This is a genomic window from Streptomyces sp. MCA2 (assembly GCF_023544705.1).
GTDB lineage: Bacteria > Actinomycetota > Actinomycetes > Streptomycetales > Streptomycetaceae > Streptomyces > Streptomyces decoyicus.
Genome location: NZ_JAMJFM010000006.1, coordinates 153,325 through 169,048 on the forward strand (window position 1 = coordinate 153,325; position 15,724 = coordinate 169,048).

Below are 15,724 nucleotides of genomic sequence, written 5' to 3' on the forward strand. Positions count from 1 at the left end.
GTCCCGGCGTGCTCCCCGCCCCTCACCACGGAGGACACATTGGGTACTACAGGCTCCAAGAGGTACGCCCTCGCCCTGGGACTGGCAGGGGCCGCCACCCTCTCGGCGCTCACGGCCACCGCGCCCGCCACCGCCGCGCCCGCAAAGGCCCCGGCACGCGCCACCTGTCCCCAACTCTCCACGAGCATCAAGTGGTACGGCCACAACCGCGCCAAGCTCCAGAAGATGATCGACGAGCGCGGCAGCTGCTCGGGACACCACGGCCCGCGCCCCGTCGCCGCCTTCGACTGGGACAACACCGTCGTCAAGAACGACATCTCCGACGCCACCCTGGCCTGGTCGCTCCGGCACGACAAGATCCTGCGGCCCGCCGACTGGCGGGACACCAGCCCCTGGCTGACCGAGGCCGCCGACCGTGCGCTGACCAAGGCCTGTGGCACCGACGTCCCGGCCGGCCGCCCGCTGCCCACCGCCGAGAAGACCGCCTGCGCCGACGAGATCATGGAGATCCGCGGTGAGGCCAGGACCATGAGCGGGGCAGAGGCCTTCGCCGGCGACTGGAACCACCGCCGTACGGTGCCCGAATACGCCTGGGTGCCCCAGCTGTTCGCCGGTCTGCGGCCCGCCACGCTCACCTCGTACGCCAAGAAGGCCCGTGCCGAGAACCTCGCCGCGCCCGTCGGCACCGAGCAGACCGTCGGCACCCACAAGCTCGCCGGCTACGTCCGCTACTACGACCAGCAGAAGGACCTGATCCGCACGCTGAAGCGGGCCGGCTTCGACGTCTACATCGTCTCCGCCTCCGCCGAGACCGTGGCCGAGGCCTGGTCCTCCGGTGTCGGTGTGGACGCCGCGCACACCATCGGCGTGCGCAGCATGGTCGACGGCGGCCGGTTCACCACCGGCATCCGCGGCTGCGGCGACGTCAAGGACGGCCACGGCGAGGCCATCCCGTACATCGACGGCAAGCGCTGCTGGATCAACCAGGAGATCTTCAAGGTCAAGGGCGCCGCGGCCTGGCGCAAGCAGGACCCGGCCCACCGCATCGCCCTCGGCGGCGGTGACGCCGACACCGATGTGACGTTCGTGAACGACGCCACCGGCGCGCATCTGGCCATCAACCGCAACAAGAACGAGCTGATGTGCCGCGGCCTGGACGACGCGGACGGCCGCTGGGTGGTCAACCCGATGTTCATCGACCCGCTGCCCCGCAAGTCCGGCGCCTACCCCTGCGCCACCGAGGGCTACACCCGCCCCGACGGCAGCCTCGGCCCGGTCCGCCGTGCCGACGGGAGCATCGTGCCCGACCAGCAGGACCGCATCCACGGCTGACGGCGACCGGCCGCCCGCCGTACGGGCCTGTCCTCGCACCCGGCCGGGGGCGAGGACAGGCCCTCGGCAGAAGACAGGCCCGGCCGTTCACGGGGCGGACGCACGCTCAGAGGAACGCGTGGCCCTCGCCCCGGTACGTCGGCACCGTCCCCACCACCCGGTCCCCGTCGATCAGTTGCAGCTCCGTGAACCGCTCACACAGCTCACCGGCCTTCGCATGCCGGAACCACACCTTGTCGCCGATCCGCAGCGCGTCCGCGGCCGGGCCCAGCAGCGGTGTCTGGACCTCGCCGGGGCCCTCCTGCGGGTCGTAGCGCAGCCCGGCCGGCAGATACGGCACCGGCAGCCGGTCCGGACCCGCCACCCCCGAGGCCGGATAGCCGCCGCCCAGCACCGTCACCACTCCAGGGCCCGGACGGCGCACCACGGGCTGGGCGAACAGCGCCGCCGGACGCCCGCTGAACGAACGGAAGTTGTCGAACAGCCGCGGCACGTACAGCCCCGACCCGGCCGCGATCTCGGTGACCGCCGCCTCCGCCGCGGTGTGCTGCACGCTGCCGGTCCCGCCGCCGTTGACGAACTCCAGCCGCGGCGCCACCGCCCGCACCGCCCGTACGGCCTCCCAGCGCCGCTGCGCCAGCTCCTTGCGCGCCGCCGCCTGCATCACCCGGATCGCCCGCGAGAACACCGGCTTGCCGGCGACCTCGTCGCCCACACCGGCCACATGCCCCTCGTACGCCATCAGCCCCACCAGCCGGAAACCGGGGCGGCGCACCACCGACCGGGCCAGCGCGGCCAGTCGGTCGGGCGTGCGCAGCGGTGAACGGCGGGCACCGACCCGCACCTTGCCGCCCACCAGCCGGTAGGAGGTGTCCAGTTCGAGGCACACCCGCACCTCCTCGCCCGCCCCGCCGCTCGGCCGGGCCGCGTCGATCAGGTCCAGCTGCGCCGGATCGTCGGCCATCACCGTCACCGCGGCCGCGAGCTTCGGGTCGGCGGTCAGTTCGGCGAAACCCGCCCGGTCCACCGAGGGATAGGCCAGCAGGACGTCCGTGAAGCCCGAGCGTGCCAGCCACAGCGACTCGGCGAGCGTGAAGCTCATGATCCCCGTGAAGCCGTCCCGCGCCAGCACCCGCTCCAGCAGCGCCCGGCAGCGCACCGACTTGCTCGCCACCCGGACCGGCTTCCCCTTCGCGCGGCGCACCAGATCGGCGGCGTTGGCGTCGAAAGCCCGCAGGTCGACGGCGGCCAGCGGCGCGTCGAGGTGTGCGGTGGCCCGGTCGTAGGAGGCTTTGTCGCCATACGTATGGACTGTGTGCGGGGACATGGCCGCAGCCTGCCAGACCTCTCTACCCCTGGGTAGGGGAGAGATTGCGACAGAGCGGACAAGGGTTGGAGCACCGACGGCACCAGCCCTTACAGTGGCTCGACACCGCAACCAGCAGGTCAGCGGCGTGTTGTCCGGATACGAACCACCGTGCCCCGATTGCGGATCGGGCCCGGAGGCCAGCGGCGCAAGGGGGAGCGCGGGTGAGCACCGACGCTGAATTCGCCGATGCGCGACACATCCCACCCATACCCCCGCAGCCACCCCGGCGGCCCGCCGCGGCGCCGGCGCCGGCCGAGGATCCGCAGACGGCCGTGCTGCGCCGGGTGCCGCCCGCGCCCTCGTCCGCACCGGCCGCCCCGTCCGGCCCCACCGCGCCCCCGGTCCCGCCGCGTCCCGCCGCCCCGCCCCGTGTGCAGCAGCCCCCCGCCGGTGACCGGCAGCCGCCCCGCCCGGACCGCGCGCCCGGCTCCCCGGCCCCCACCGGGCCGGCCGCGCCCGGCACCCCGCCGCCCGCCGCCCGCCCCGCCGCCTTCCGCGACACCGCCGCCTTCCATCTGGCCAACAGCCAGGACCTGTGGAGCGGCCCCGGTGAACGCGGCGCCGGGCAGGGCACCCGTGAGCCCGCCTCCGCCGCCTCACCGGCCGCGCCCGGCGGCCGGCCGCCGGGGCCCGCGGCCGAGCGCCCGTCACAGGTGCCCTGGCCCCGAACCCCCCTTCCTCCCCAGGGAGTCGGTCCCGCCACCGGCGTACCGGCCGCCCCGTCCCGCCGCCCCGGCGCCCGGGTGCTCGCCGCCGCGGCCTGCCTGGTCCTCGGCATCGGCCTCATCGGCGGTGCCGCGGCCGGGGGTTGGCTCACCGAGAAGGCCGCCGGCGCCCCACCCGACGCCGCGGCCGCGTTCGCCAAGGGCCATGACGTCTGGCGCAACACCCCGGTCGACACCCTCTTCCCGCGTACCGTCAACGGCCTGGGCGTCGGCCCCGGCGGCGCCGACCGGACCTGGACCCGGATCGCGGTCGCCCCCGACAGTGCCTGCAAGGGCGCCTTCGACCCGAAGCTCGCCGCCGCACTCGCCCCGGCCGGCTGCGTCCGGCTGCTGCGCGCCACCTACGTCGACGCCACCCGCAGCGGCTTCATCACGGTCGGTGCGCAGATCACCAAGGCCGACCAGGCCGGGATGATGGCCCTCAACACCCGCTTCAGCACCAAGAATCTGGGCATCCGCACCGACCTGATGCCGCTGCCGTACGCCGCCAAGGGCACCTTGGCGGCGGACTTCGGGCGCGCCCAGCGGGCCAGCTGGACCGTCCGGGTGCTCACCGACCTCCCGGCCGTCGTCTTCGCCGTCTCCGGCTTCGCCGACGGCCGCACGTTCACCGATCCGCAGCCCGCCGAGGCCGCGACCCGGCCCGGCGCCACCACCGCCCCCGCCGAATCCGGCCTGGGACACGACGCGAAGGACCTGGCGGACCGTATCGAGGCGGATCTCCGCAAGGCGGCCGGCAGCCCCACGCAGACAACGGAGACCTCGTCATGACGAAGACCGTGCTGCGCGGCACCGCGCTCGCACTGGCCTCCGCGGCTCTCGCCGTACTGCCCGCCGTACCCGCACAGGCCGACGCCCTCCGCGCCCAGGAGTGGGCCCTCCAGGCCGTCCACGCCCAGCAGGCCTGGCGCACCACCAAGGGCGAGGGCATCACCGTCGCCGTCCTGGACACCGGTGTGGACGCCAACCACCCCGACCTCGCCGGCCAAGTGCTGCCCGAGCAGGACCTGGTCGGCTTCGGCGCCGGGTCCGGAGACGCCGCATGGGCCCGGCACGGCACCGGAATGGCCAGCATCATCGCAGGTCACGGCCATGGTGACGGCCGCGAGGACGGTGTGCTCGGGCTCGCCCCGGCCGCCAGGATCCTCCCGGTCCGGGTGATCCTCGAAGACAGCGACCCCCAGCGCGAGCGGGCCCGCTCCGAGAAGGCGGGCGCACTCGCCGACGGCATCCGCTGGGCCGCCGACCACGGCGCCGACGTGATCAACATGTCGCTGGGCGACGACAGCGAATCCGCGCACCCCGAGCCGCGCGAGGACGCCGCCATCCAGTACGCCCTCGGCAAGGGCATCCCCGTCGTCGCCTCCGCAGGCAACGGCGGCGAGAAGGGCAACCACGTCTCCTACCCGGCCGCCTACCCGGGCGTCATCGCGGCCACCGCCGTCACCCATCTGGGCGGCCGCGCCCGCTTTTCCACCCGCCACTGGTACGCCACGGTCAGCGCCCCCGGCTTCGACATCGTCATGGCCGACACCGACGACGGCTACCTCTCGGGCTGGGGCACCAGCCCCGCCGCAGCCTTCGTCTCCGGCGCCGTCGCCCTGATCCGCTCCGCACACCCCGACCTGAGCCCGGCCCAGATCCGCCGGCTGCTCACCTCCACCGCCCAGGACAGTCCCGACGGCGGCCGCGACGACGACTACGGCGCCGGCCTGATCGACCCCGCCGCCGCCCTCAAGGCCGCGGCGGACCTCAAGCCCACCCCGCAGAAGCCTGCCCCCGCCGGCTACACCACCCGCTACTTCGGCCCCGGCCCCACCGCCGACGCCGACGACACCCCCGTCAACTGGCTGCCCTGGACCGCCGGCGCCGCCGGCCTGGCCCTCGTCGCGGCCGCCGTCGTCCTCTGGCGCGGCCGCCCCGCCCGCCACTGACCGGCAGCCGCCCACCGGCCGGGCGCCCCACCGGCCCGGACGGCAAAGGGACCGCCCCCGGCCGATACGCTCACCTCGTGCAGAAGAACATCCCGGACCCCGGTTTCTCCGACGACGACGGCTCCGCCGACCCCGCGCTCGCGGCGGCCCTGACGGCGTACGGAGCCGACCGGACCGCCGAGCCCCAGCTCCTGTCGGCGCTGGCCGGCGCGCGCGTCCTGGTGCCCGTGGTGGCCGTCCTCGGCGAGGTCGAGACCGGCCCCGACGGACTGCGCCGCGAAAAGACCAGCGACATGGCCGTACCCACCCTCCAGGCCCCGGACGGCCGTCGCGCCCTGCCGGCCTTCACGTCCATGGAGACCCTCCAGCGCTGGCGCGCCGACGCCCGCCCCGTCGCGGTCCCGCTCCAGCAGGCCCTGCTCGCCGCGTCCCACGAGAAGGCCGACACGGTCGTCGTCGATCTGGCGGGCCCGGTCACCTACCAGCTCACCGGCCCCGCCCTGCGCGCGCTGGCCGAGGGCCGCACGAGCGCCGACCCGCTCGCCGACCCGGCCGTCACCGACGCCCTGCGCGCCCTGCTCGACGCCGAGCCCGGGGTGCTCCTCGCCCGTCTCGCGCCGTCCGGCGAAACCGACGCCACCCTCGCCCTCCGCCTCGCCCCCGAGGCCCGTGCCGCCGAGGTCGCCCAGCGGCTGGCCGGGGCGCTGGCCGCCGACGAGGTCCTGCGCGCCCGGCTCGTACGCGGCCTGGACCTGGCCCTTCTGCCGCCCGGCGCCACGACGGCCGGAGAAGCGCTCTACCGGCGCTGAGCGCCACCGCCGGGGCCCGGGTGCGACGGCCGGGCCCCCGGCCGCCGACGGGCGGGTTCGTCTCCAGGGCCGCACAATGCGAGGAGAGCTCAAGATCCACGCGAGGAGAGCCCCCATGGAGAAAAAGGAGATCTCGACGGTACTGACCCGCGCGGTCGTATCCGAGTTCCTCGGCACGCTGCTCCTGGTGTTCTTCGCCGTCGGCTCGGCAGTGCTGGCGGGCGAGTACATCGGCACCTTCGGCATCGCCCTGGCCTTCGGCTTCACCATGGTGGCGCTTGCCTACGCCCTCGGCCCGATCTCGGGCTGCCACCTCAACCCCGCCGTGACGCTGGGCATGCTCCTGGCCCGCCGGATCGGGCTGCGGACGGCCGCCGAGTACTGGATCGCCCAGGTGGTCGGCGCGATCGTCGGCTCCGCCCTGCTCTTCCTGGTGGCCCGGCAGATCCCGGGGCTCCAGACCCATGCGTCCTTCGGTACGAACGGCTGGGGCGACCGCTCGGCCGTGCACCTCAACCTCGGCGGTGCCTTCGTCGCCGAGATGGTGATGACCTTCCTGCTGGTCTACGTGTGGCTGTCGGTCACCCACAAGGTCGCCGTGATCGGCTTCAACGGCCTGGCGATCGGCCTGGCCCTGGCCACCGTCCACCTCATCGGCATCCCGCTGGACGGCACCTCGGTGAACCCGGCACGCTCCATCGGCCCGGCGCTGTTCGCGGGCGGCGCGGCCATCACCCAGCTGTGGCTGTTCATCATCGCGCCGCTGATCGGCGCCGCCATCGCCGCGGTGGTGCACCCGATCACCCACCCGCCGCACGAGCCGGTCCTCGTCGCCGACGACGCGGTGCCGCACGAACCCGCGGAGTGAAACGGCCGACGCGCACCCCAGGCGCACCGGACACACGATGAGCCCCGGCCGTTCCCGGGCCGGGGCTCGTCGTGTGCGTCTCCGGACGGCAGTGCCCGGGTCCGGCGTCAGCCGTAGACGGGGCCGGTGTACTTCTCCCCGGGGCCCTGACCCGGCTCGTCCGGCACGACCGAGGCCTCGCGGAACGCCAGCTGGAGCGACTTCAGACCGTCCCGCAGCGGGGCCGCGTGGTACGAGCCGATCTCGGTGGCGCTGGCGGTGACCAGCCCGGCCAGCGCCTGGATGAGCTTGCGCGCCTCGTCGAGGTCCTTGTGCGCCGCGCCCTCCTCGGCGAGCCCGAGGTTGACCGCCGCCGAACTCATCAGATGCACCGCGACCGTGGTGATCACCTCGACCGCCGGCACCTCGGCGATGTCGCGGGTCATGGCGTCGAAGTCAGGGTTCGCCGCGTTCGGCGCGTCGGGCTGCTGCGGTGTCTGGTCGCTCATGTCTTCGGGCTTCTTCCTGCTGAGGGGACGGCTCCAGCCTATGGGCACCCCGCCCGGACCCCGCGTCCGGGAGTGTCATCCTGGACGCCGGGACGCGGCCGCGTCCGCACACGAGTGGGTGCCACCCCTTGACTCGTGTATTCTGGTACTCCGACCGGCCGGACACGCATGTGACCGGCCCACAAGTGGAGGCTCCGATCTCCCACCCGACCGACCTCAGGGTTGGCGGGTCAACGGTCCGGCTGCGCCCCGCGGAGACTTCGCGTCGGTGCTCCAGATCTATGTGGAGCCCCGCCTGTGTCCCGTCCGGGGCATTTTTCATGTACCTGCGCGGTTGGTCACACCGAAAAGACGTTACGCGGCAGTCCGCCAGGCCGTCGCGTGGTGCTACCGAGGAGGATCCATCAGCGCCGAGCCCCGCATCAACGACCGGATTCGCGTTCCCGAAGTGCGACTTGTCGGTCCCAGCGGCGAGCAGGTCGGGATTGTTCCGCTTGCCAAGGCCCTTGAGCTTGCTCAGGAGTACGACCTCGACCTGGTCGAGGTGGCGGCGAACGCTCGCCCGCCCGTCTGCAAGCTCATGGACTACGGGAAGTTCAAGTACGAGTCGGCCATGAAGGCCCGTGAGGCGCGCAAGAACCAGGCGCACACGGTCATCAAGGAGATGAAGCTCCGGCCGAAGATCGACCCGCACGACTACGACACCAAAAAGGGTCACGTCGTCCGGTTCCTCAAGCAGGGTGACAAGGTCAAGATCACGATCATGTTCCGTGGTCGCGAGCAGTCCCGCCCCGAGCTGGGCTTCCGGCTGCTCCAGCGGCTCGCGTCCGACGTGGAGGACCTCGGCTTCATCGAGTCGAATCCGAAGCAGGACGGCCGAAACATGATCATGGTCCTCGGTCCGCACAAGAAGAAGACCGAGGCGATGGCCGAAGCCCGCGAGGCGCAGGCCGCCCGCAAGGCGGAGCGCCAGGGTGGAGTTCCCGCGGACGAGTCCGTGGAGGAGCCCGCCGAGGAGCCCACCGAGGAGCACGCCCAGGCGTGATCCCCGAGGCGTGCGCCCCGGAGTCCGTCCGGGGCACCGCGCCGCGGACACCTAACCGATACATCTGACGCTCCCGCTTGCCGGATTCCTGCCTGCGGGAGCGCCACTGACGAGGAGAGAACGGCGCATGCCGAAGAACAAGACGCACAGCGGTGCCAGCAAGCGCTTCAAGATCACCGGCTCCGGCAAGGTGCTCCGCGAGCGCGCCGGCAAGCGCCACCTGCTCGAGCACAAGTCGTCCCGCGTGACGCGTCGCCTCACCGGCAACGCCGAGATGGCCCCGGGCGACGCCGCGAAGATCAAGAAGCTTCTCGGCAAGTGAGCCGCCGCGCCCCACTGATCTGGAGGGGGCGCGCGACTCGGACCGGGACTCAATCGATTCGGGCCGTGTGACGACAACCACGGCCCCGCTACAAGGAGTTAACAAGTGGCACGCGTCAAGCGGGCAGTCAACGCCCACAAGAAGCGCCGGGCGATCCTCGAGCAGGCCAGCGGCTACCGTGGCCAGCGCTCCCGCCTGTACCGCAAGGCGAAGGAGCAGGTCACCCACTCCCTCGTCTACAACTACAACGACCGCAAGAAGCGCAAGGGCGACTTCCGTCAGCTGTGGATCCAGCGCATCAACGCCGCTGCCCGCGCCAACGGCATGACGTACAACCGCTTCATCCAGGGTCTGAAGGCCGCCAACATCGAGGTGGACCGCAAGATCCTGGCCGACCTCGCGGTGACGGACGCCAACGCGTTCGCCGCGCTCGTCGAGGTTGCCCAGAAGGCGCTTCCGAGCGACGTCAACGCCCCGAAGGCTGCCTGAACCTCAGCCTGACGACGTGGTGATGCAGACCCGCAGGCCCCGGCCTGCGGGTCCGCTGCTTTTCCGGACCGGGCCAGGTCTCTTCGGACGGACCGGCCCCCACGCACCGAACCAAAGAAGCGAGCCGCCGCCCATGGGCACCCCCGAGCTGATCTCCCCGCGTTCCCCGCGCGTCACCGCCGCCCGGCGGCTGGCCCGCCGCGCCTTCCGCGGCAAGGAGCGCCGGTTCATCGCCGAGGGCCCGCAGGCCGTACGGGAGGCCATCGCGCACCGCACGGGCAGCGCTCCCACGCTCATCGAGCTGTTCGCCACCGTCGAGGCCGCCGAGCGGCACACCGAGATCGTCGCGGCGGCCCGCGCGGCCGGGGTGCGGGTGCACCTCGCCGACGACCGGACCATCGCCGACATCTCCCAGACGGTCACCCCACAGGGCCTCCTCGGCGTCTGCGAGTTCCTCGACTCGCCGTTCGAGGAGATCCTCGCCGCCCGCCCGCAGCTGGTCGCGGTGCTCGCCAACGTCCGTGACCCCGGCAACGCCGGCACGGTGCTGCGCTGCGCGGACGCCGCGGGCGCGGACGCCGTCGTGCTGACCGACGCCTCCGTGGACCTCTACAACCCCAAGTCCGTACGGGCCTCGGTCGGTTCGCTCTTCCACCTCCCGGTCGCGGTGGGCGTACCGGTCGAGCGGGTGGTCGGCGGGCTCCAGGCCGCCGGCGTACGGATCCTCGCCGCCGACGGTGCGGGCGACCGTGACCTGGACGCCGAGCTGGACACCGGCTCCATGGGCGGGCCCACCGCCTGGGTCTTCGGCAACGAGGCCTGGGGCCTGCCGGAGGAGACCCGGGAGCTGGCGGACGCGGTCGTACGGGTCCCCATCCACGGCAGGGCCGAGAGCCTCAACCTCGCGACGGCCGCCGCGGTCTGCCTCTACGCCTCCGCCCGCGCCCAGCGCAGCCCCGGCGGATGCCGCGCGGTGTCACCCGCCTGAGGGGCGTACCGGGGAACTCCGCGGCACTTCCGATCCGAGCTAGTAGGCTTGCGTGCTCGGGGGCCCGGAAGGGGGTAACGGGGATGAGTGTGAGGACTTCCGGCACCGCAGCCACCGCTGACAGCAGCCCGTCCGGCGGACCGGCACGCGGGCCGTCGCCCACGACTGCCGCGGCACCGGACATCCTGGGGACCGGTCTCGGACTGGATCCCGACGACCTGCCCGACGGGCTGGTCGTCGCCGACGAGACCGGCCGGGTGATCTGCTTCAACGCCGCGGCGGCCAGGATCACCGACATCACCCCCGAGCACGCGCTCGGCCGCTCCCTCGAACACGCCCTGCCGCTCCAGGACATCGAGGGCCGCCGCTGGTGGCGGCTCACCGACCCCTACGGCGGTCTCGCCATCCGCCGCGGCCAGCCCGAGCGCAATCTGCTGCTCGGCGGTCGTGAGGTGCTGGTCTCCGCCCGCTATGTCCGCAGCCGGCCGACGGGTCCCGTCCAGCGGCTGGTGATCGCGCTGCGCGGCACCGAGGCCCGGCGCCGCACGGAGCTCAGCCACGCCGAGCTGATCGCGACCGTCGCCCATGAGCTGCGCTCGCCGCTGACCTCCGTCAAGGGCTTCACCGCCACCCTCCTCCAGAAGTGGGAACGCTTCACCGACGACCAGAAGCGGCTGATGCTGGAGACGGTGGACGCCGACGCCAACCGCGTCACCCGGCTGATCGCCGAGCTGCTGGACATCTCCCGGATCGACTCCGGCCGTCTGGAGGTGCGCCGGCAGCGGGTCGACATGAGCGCCGCGGTCCGCCGGCACGTCCAGGCGCAGACCACCGCCGGCCAGCGCCCGGACCGCTTCCTGATCCGGATGCTGGAACCGCTGCCCGATCTGTGGGCGGACCCGGACAAGGTCGACCAGGTGCTGGGCAACCTGCTGGAAAATGCGGTGCGCCACGGCGAGGGAACCGTCACCATCGAGGTCGGACCGGTATCGGATGCGACCAGCACGGAGGGGACGAGCGTCACCGTGAGCGACGAGGGCCCCGGCATCCCGGAGGAATCGATGAGCCGCGTGTTCACCCGCTTCTGGCGGGGCAGCAAGCGCGGCGGCACGGGCCTGGGCCTCTACATCGTCAAGGGCATCGTCGAGGCCCACGGCGGGACGATCACGGTCGGCCGGGCGCCGGCCGGCGGCGCACAGTTCCGATTTAGCCTGCCCGTCGCGGCCCCGGCCTTCATGGCCTGAGCGAGCAGCGGCGGGCGCCCCGCGGGGGCGCGGACCGGCCGCGCGGCCCGTCCCCCTTAGACTTGACCTTTGGCACCTTTGGCGCACAGGCATCGCGGGCACAGCGCGGGCTCGGCATCCGACCTTTGTGATCGAGGAGCCGAGGCGACGCGAGCCAAGCCAAGCCAGTCCACCGGAAGCACGGGAAGAGATGTCCGCACCCAATAAGTCGTACGACCCTGTCGAGGTCGAAGCCCTGAAACCGGAAGAGATCGCCGCACGGCTGGACGAGGCGCTGGCCGCCATCGCCGCCGCGGCCGATCTCGAGGAGCTGCGTGAGGTGAAGGTCGCGCACACCGGCGACCGCTCGCCGCTCGCGCTCGCCAACCGTGAGATCGGCGCCCTGCCCCCGCACGCCAAGGCGGACGCCGGCAAGCGCGTCGGCCAGGCCCGTGGCCGGGTGAACCAGGCGCTCAAGGTCCGCCAGGAGGAGCTGGAGGCCGAGCGCGACGCCCGTGTGCTGGTCGAGGAGGCGGTGGATGTCACGCTGCCCTACGACCGCACCCCGGCCGGCGCCCGGCACCCGCTCACCACGTTCATGGAGCGGGTCGCGGACGTCTTCGTGGCCATGGGCTACGAGATCGCCGAGGGCCCCGAGGTCGAGGCGGAGTGGTTCAACTTCGACGCCCTCAACTTCGTGCCCGACCACCCGGCGCGCCAGATGCAGGACACCTTCTTCGTGCAGGGCAACGGAACGGAGGGCGATGAGTCCGGTGTCGTGCTGCGCACCCACACCTCGCCGGTCCAGGCCCGTACGCTCGTCGACCGCGAGCCGCCGGTCTATGTCGTCTGCCCGGGGCGGGTCTACCGCACCGACGAGCTGGACGCCACGCACTCCCCGGTCTTCCACCAGATCGAGCTGCTCGCCGTCGACGAGGGCCTGACCATGGCCGACCTCAAGGGCACCCTCGACCACATGGTCCGGGCGCTGTTCGGCCCGGACATGAAGACCCGGCTGCGGCCGAACTACTTCCCGTTCACCGAGCCGTCCGCCGAGATGGACATGGTCTGCTACGTCTGCCGTGGCGAGTCCGTGGGCAACGCCGACCGCCCCTGCCGCACCTGCTCCAGCGAGGGCTGGATCGAGCTCGGCGGCTGCGGCATGGTCAACCCCAAGGTGCTCGTGGCCTGCGGCGTCGACCCGGAGAAGTACAGCGGCTTCGCCTTCGGGTTCGGCATCGACCGGATGCTGATGTTCCGGCACAACGTGGAAGACATGCGCGACATGTTCGAGGGCGACGTCCGGTTCACCCGGCCGTTCGGGATGGAGATCTGATGCGGGTCCCGCTTTCTTGGCTGCGGGAGTACGTCGACCTGCCGGCGACGGAGACCGGCCGTGACGTACAGGCCAAGCTCATTGCCGTCGGCCTGGAGGTCGAGACCGTCGAGCGCCTCGGCGAGGGCCTCAAGGGCCCGCTCGTCGTCGGCCAGGTGCTGACCATCGAGGAGCTGGAGGGCTTCAAGAAGCCGATCCGCTTCTGCACGGTGGACGTCGGCCAGGCCAACGGCACGGGCGAGCCGCAGGAAATCGTCTGCGGCGCGCGGAACTTCGCCGTCGGCGACAAGGTCGTGGTCGTCCTCCCCGGCGCCGTGCTGCCCGGCGACTTCAAGATCGCCGCGCGCAAGACGTACGGCAAGACCTCGCACGGCATGATCTGCTCCGGCGACGAGCTGGGCATGGGCGACGACGGCACGCACGGCATCATCGTGCTGCCGCCCGAGTACGAGGTCGGCACCGACGCGATCGAGCTGCTGGAGCTCGTCGACGAGGTGCTGGACATCGCCGTCACCCCGGACCGCGGCTACTGCCTGTCGATGCGCGGTGTCGCCCGTGAGGCCGCCACCGCCTACGGCCTGCCGCTGCGCGATCCGGCGCTGCTGGACGTGCCGCCGCCGAACTCCGCCGGCTACCCCGTCCAGGTCTCCGACCCGTTGGGCTGCGACCGCTTCACCGCCCGTACGGTCACCGGTCTGGAGCCCGGCGCGCGCACCCCGCTGTGGATGCAGCGCCGGCTCCAGAAGGCCGGGATGCGTCCGGTCTCGCTGGCCGTCGACATCACCAACTACGTGATGCTGGAGCTCGGCCAGCCGCTGCACGCCTACGACCGCACCAGCGTGGACGGTCCGATCGGCGTCCGGCGGGCGGCCCCCGGTGAGAAGCTGACCACCCTGGACGGCACCAAGCGGGTGCTGGACGCCGCGGACCTGGTCATCACCGACAACCGCGGTCCCATCGGCCTCGCGGGTGTCATGGGCGGCGCCAACACCGAGATCGCGGGCGGGGTCACCGACCCTGAGACCGGCGAGCAGCGCGGCACCACCGACGTCGTGATCGAGGCCGCGCACTTCGACGCGCTCTCCATCGCCCGTACGGCCCGCCGGCACAAGCTGTCCTCGGAGGCCGCCAAGCGCTTCGAGCGCGGGGTGGACCCGGAGGCCGCGTCCGCCGCGGCGCAGCGCACCGTCGACCTGCTGGTGCTGCTCGCGGGCGGCACCGCCGAGGACGGCGTCACCGAGGTCGTCACGCCCAGCGGGCCGCGCACGATCACCATCTCAGCCGACCACCCGGACAAGGTCGCCGGTGTCGCCTACGGCCGGGAGACCGTCGTCCGCCGCCTCCAGCAGGTCGGCTGCGACGCCTACGGCCAGGACGAGCTGGTCGTGACCGTGCCGTCCTGGCGGCCGGACCTCAGCGAGCCGAACGACCTGGCCGAAGAGGTCATCCGGCTGGAGGGCTACGAGAACCTGCCCTCCACCCTCCCGAAGCCGCCGGCCGGCCGTGGGCTGACCGAGCGTCAGCGGCTGCACCGCAGGGTCGGCCGGGTGCTGGCCGGTGCGGGCTATGTCGAGGCGCTGAACTACCCGTTCACCGGCTCGCACGTGCTCGACCAGCTCGGCATCGAGTCCGACGACCCGCGCCGCGCGGCCGTCACCCTCGTCAACCCACTCTCCGACGAGGAGCCCGACCTCCGTACGACGCTGATCCCGGGGCTGCTGAACGCGCTGCGCCGCAACTACGGCCGCGGCACGCACGATCTGGCGCTCTTCGAGACCGGACCGGTCTTCCGGGCGACCGGTGACGAGCAGCCGGCCAGCCGGCTGGTCGTCGACCGCCGGCCGACCGACGACGAGATCGCCTCGCTGGACGCCTCGCTGCCGCAGCAGCCGCGGCGTGCCGCCGTGGTGCTCGCCGGGGGCCGTGAGCAGGACGGCTGGTGGGGCGGCGCACGCCCCGCGGTCTGGGCGGACGCCATCGAGGCGGGCCGTAAGGTCGCGCGTGAGGCGGGCGTCGAGCTGATCGTCCGTCAGGACCAGCACGCGCCCTTCCACCCGGGCCGCTGTGCGGCGCTGCTCGCCGTCGCCGACGGTGAGGAGATCCTCGTCGGCAACGCCGGTGAGCTGCACCCGCGTGTCATCAAGACGCTCGCCCTGCCCGAGCGCACCTGCGCGATGGAGATCGACCTGGACCGGCTGGAGCAGGCCGGCACCGGACCGCTGCGGGCCCCGAAGATCTCGGCCTTCCCGGTCGCGACCCAGGACGTCGCCCTCGTGGTCGACGACTCCGTCCCGGCCGCCGAGGTCGAGGGCGCGCTGCGCGACGGTGCGGGGGAACTGCTGGAGTCGCTGCGGCTGTTCGACGTCTTCACCGGTGAGCAGATCGGCGCCGGCAAGAAGTCGCTGGCGTATGCGCTGCGCTTCCGTGCCGCCGACCGGACGCTGACCGCCGAGGAGGCCTCGGCGGCGCGTGACGCGGCGGTCGCGGCGGCCGTCGAGCGGACGGCGGCGGTGCAGCGCGGCTGAACACGGCCCGCCACGGCGTGATCGAGGGGTGAGGGCCCGGACGGTGAGACCGTCCGGGCCCTCACCCTTTTTCCGCTGTGCGGCGGGAGGGCGCGGTGAGGCGGGCCGGGTGCCCTGAGGCCGTCCGTGGCGGGTGGGGGCGTGCCCGCCGGTTCCAGGGAGACGATCAGATCCGTACACCATCACTCAATCGGGTGATGGTGTACGGATCGTCGTCGGACGGATACGGAACGTCGCAAGAATCGACCCGGTCGTGGCGGGCCGCGCGAGG

14 protein-coding genes are annotated in these 15,724 nt (G+C 72.8%); 12 read left to right on the forward strand and 2 right to left on the reverse strand.

All coding sequences use genetic code 11. The features are described from left to right. Window positions 1-39 precede the first annotated feature (39 nt). Window positions 40-1,332 carry a haloacid dehalogenase-like hydrolase gene (locus tag M8I34_RS07150; protein WP_250048429.1) on the forward strand — a complete coding sequence of 431 codons (1,293 nt, stop codon included), beginning with the start codon at window positions 40-42 and terminating at the stop codon, window positions 1,330-1,332. A 106-nt stretch (window positions 1,333-1,438) separates the two neighbouring features. Here M8I34_RS07150 and M8I34_RS07155 read toward each other — a convergent pair whose 3' ends face one another. Beyond that, window positions 1,439-2,659 (reverse strand): amino acid deaminase/aldolase, encoded by a 1,221-nt coding sequence (locus tag M8I34_RS07155; RefSeq protein WP_250048430.1) that lies wholly within the window; start codon window positions 2,657-2,659, stop codon window positions 1,439-1,441. Window positions 2,660-2,862: 203 nt separating this feature from the next. On the opposite strand from M8I34_RS07155, the gene M8I34_RS07160 reads away from it, so the two are divergent. From M8I34_RS07160 to M8I34_RS07175, 4 genes are all read left to right on the forward strand, one after another. Then, the gene (locus M8I34_RS07160) at window positions 2,863-4,197 is read left to right on the forward strand and encodes a hypothetical protein (protein WP_250048431.1); all 1,335 of its coding nucleotides are present in this window, start codon (window positions 2,863-2,865) and stop codon (window positions 4,195-4,197) included. After that, on the forward strand, window positions 4,194-5,360 hold the full coding sequence (mycP, locus tag M8I34_RS07165; protein WP_250048432.1) for a type VII secretion-associated serine protease mycosin: 1,167 nt from the start codon (window positions 4,194-4,196) through the stop codon (window positions 5,358-5,360). The genes M8I34_RS07160 and mycP overlap by 4 nt, the downstream gene beginning before the upstream one ends. A 77-nt stretch (window positions 5,361-5,437) precedes the next feature. After that, complete coding sequence (locus M8I34_RS07170; protein ID WP_250048433.1) at window positions 5,438-6,169, forward strand: SseB family protein; 732 nt, start codon at window positions 5,438-5,440, stop codon at window positions 6,167-6,169. A 115-nt stretch (window positions 6,170-6,284) separates the two neighbouring features. Beyond that, window positions 6,285-7,037, forward strand: coding sequence for an MIP family channel protein (locus M8I34_RS07175; protein WP_244415878.1), 753 nt, complete (start codon window positions 6,285-6,287; stop codon window positions 7,035-7,037). 107 nt (window positions 7,038-7,144) lie between these two features. Here M8I34_RS07175 and M8I34_RS07180 read toward each other — a convergent pair whose 3' ends face one another. Continuing rightward, on the reverse strand, window positions 7,145-7,525 hold the full coding sequence (locus tag M8I34_RS07180) for a DUF1844 domain-containing protein (protein WP_030083147.1): 381 nt from the start codon (window positions 7,523-7,525) through the stop codon (window positions 7,145-7,147). Between the two features lie 334 nt (window positions 7,526-7,859). Here M8I34_RS07180 and infC point away from each other — a divergent pair, with 334 nt between their 5' ends. From infC to pheT, 7 genes are all read left to right on the forward strand, one after another. After that, window positions 7,860-8,570 carry a translation initiation factor IF-3 gene (infC, locus tag M8I34_RS07185; protein ID WP_244415879.1) on the forward strand — a complete coding sequence of 237 codons (711 nt, stop codon included), beginning with the start codon at window positions 7,860-7,862 and terminating at the stop codon, window positions 8,568-8,570. 127 nt (window positions 8,571-8,697) lie between these two features. Next, window positions 8,698-8,892 carry a 50S ribosomal protein L35 gene (gene rpmI, locus M8I34_RS07190; RefSeq protein ID WP_006607578.1) on the forward strand — a complete coding sequence of 65 codons (195 nt, stop codon included), beginning with the start codon at window positions 8,698-8,700 and terminating at the stop codon, window positions 8,890-8,892. A 105-nt stretch (window positions 8,893-8,997) separates the two neighbouring features. Beyond that, on the forward strand, window positions 8,998-9,381 hold the full coding sequence (gene rplT / locus M8I34_RS07195) for a 50S ribosomal protein L20 (RefSeq protein WP_006607577.1): 384 nt from the start codon (window positions 8,998-9,000) through the stop codon (window positions 9,379-9,381). A gap of 133 nt (window positions 9,382-9,514) precedes the next feature. Further along, on the forward strand, window positions 9,515-10,369 hold the full coding sequence (locus M8I34_RS07200; protein WP_250048434.1) for an RNA methyltransferase: 855 nt from the start codon (window positions 9,515-9,517) through the stop codon (window positions 10,367-10,369). 83 nt (window positions 10,370-10,452) lie between these two features. Continuing rightward, complete coding sequence (locus M8I34_RS07205; protein WP_250048435.1) at window positions 10,453-11,613, forward strand: PAS domain-containing sensor histidine kinase; 1,161 nt, start codon at window positions 10,453-10,455, stop codon at window positions 11,611-11,613. Window positions 11,614-11,803: 190 nt separating this feature from the next. Next, window positions 11,804-12,928, forward strand: a complete 1,125-nt coding sequence (pheS, locus tag M8I34_RS07210; RefSeq protein WP_250048436.1) for a phenylalanine--tRNA ligase subunit alpha — start codon at window positions 11,804-11,806, stop codon at window positions 12,926-12,928. Next, window positions 12,928-15,453 carry a phenylalanine--tRNA ligase subunit beta gene (pheT, locus tag M8I34_RS07215; protein WP_244415883.1) on the forward strand — a complete coding sequence of 842 codons (2,526 nt, stop codon included), beginning with the start codon at window positions 12,928-12,930 and terminating at the stop codon, window positions 15,451-15,453. The genes pheS and pheT overlap by 1 nt, the downstream gene beginning before the upstream one ends. Window positions 15,454-15,724 lie beyond the last annotated feature (271 nt).

What these genes read in the sequence shown, in the direction of transcription:
- M8I34_RS07155 (WP_250048430.1), bottom strand. Translation starts at nt 2,659, where the DNA reads ATGTCCCCGCACACAGTCCATACGTATGGCGACAAAGCCTCCTACGAC.
- mycP (WP_250048432.1), top strand. Translation starts at nt 4,194, where the DNA reads ATGACGAAGACCGTGCTGCGCGGCACCGCGCTCGCACTGGCCTCCGCG.
- M8I34_RS07175 (WP_244415878.1), top strand. Translation starts at nt 6,285, where the DNA reads ATGGAGAAAAAGGAGATCTCGACGGTACTGACCCGCGCGGTCGTATCC.
- M8I34_RS07180 (WP_030083147.1), bottom strand. Translation starts at nt 7,525, where the DNA reads ATGAGCGACCAGACACCGCAGCAGCCCGACGCGCCGAACGCGGCGAAC.
- rpmI (WP_006607578.1), top strand. Translation starts at nt 8,698, where the DNA reads ATGCCGAAGAACAAGACGCACAGCGGTGCCAGCAAGCGCTTCAAGATC.
- M8I34_RS07200 (WP_250048434.1), top strand. Translation starts at nt 9,515, where the DNA reads ATGGGCACCCCCGAGCTGATCTCCCCGCGTTCCCCGCGCGTCACCGCC.
- M8I34_RS07205 (WP_250048435.1), top strand. Translation starts at nt 10,453, where the DNA reads ATGAGTGTGAGGACTTCCGGCACCGCAGCCACCGCTGACAGCAGCCCG.
- pheS (WP_250048436.1), top strand. Translation starts at nt 11,804, where the DNA reads ATGTCCGCACCCAATAAGTCGTACGACCCTGTCGAGGTCGAAGCCCTG.
- pheT (WP_244415883.1), top strand. Translation starts at nt 12,928, where the DNA reads ATGCGGGTCCCGCTTTCTTGGCTGCGGGAGTACGTCGACCTGCCGGCG.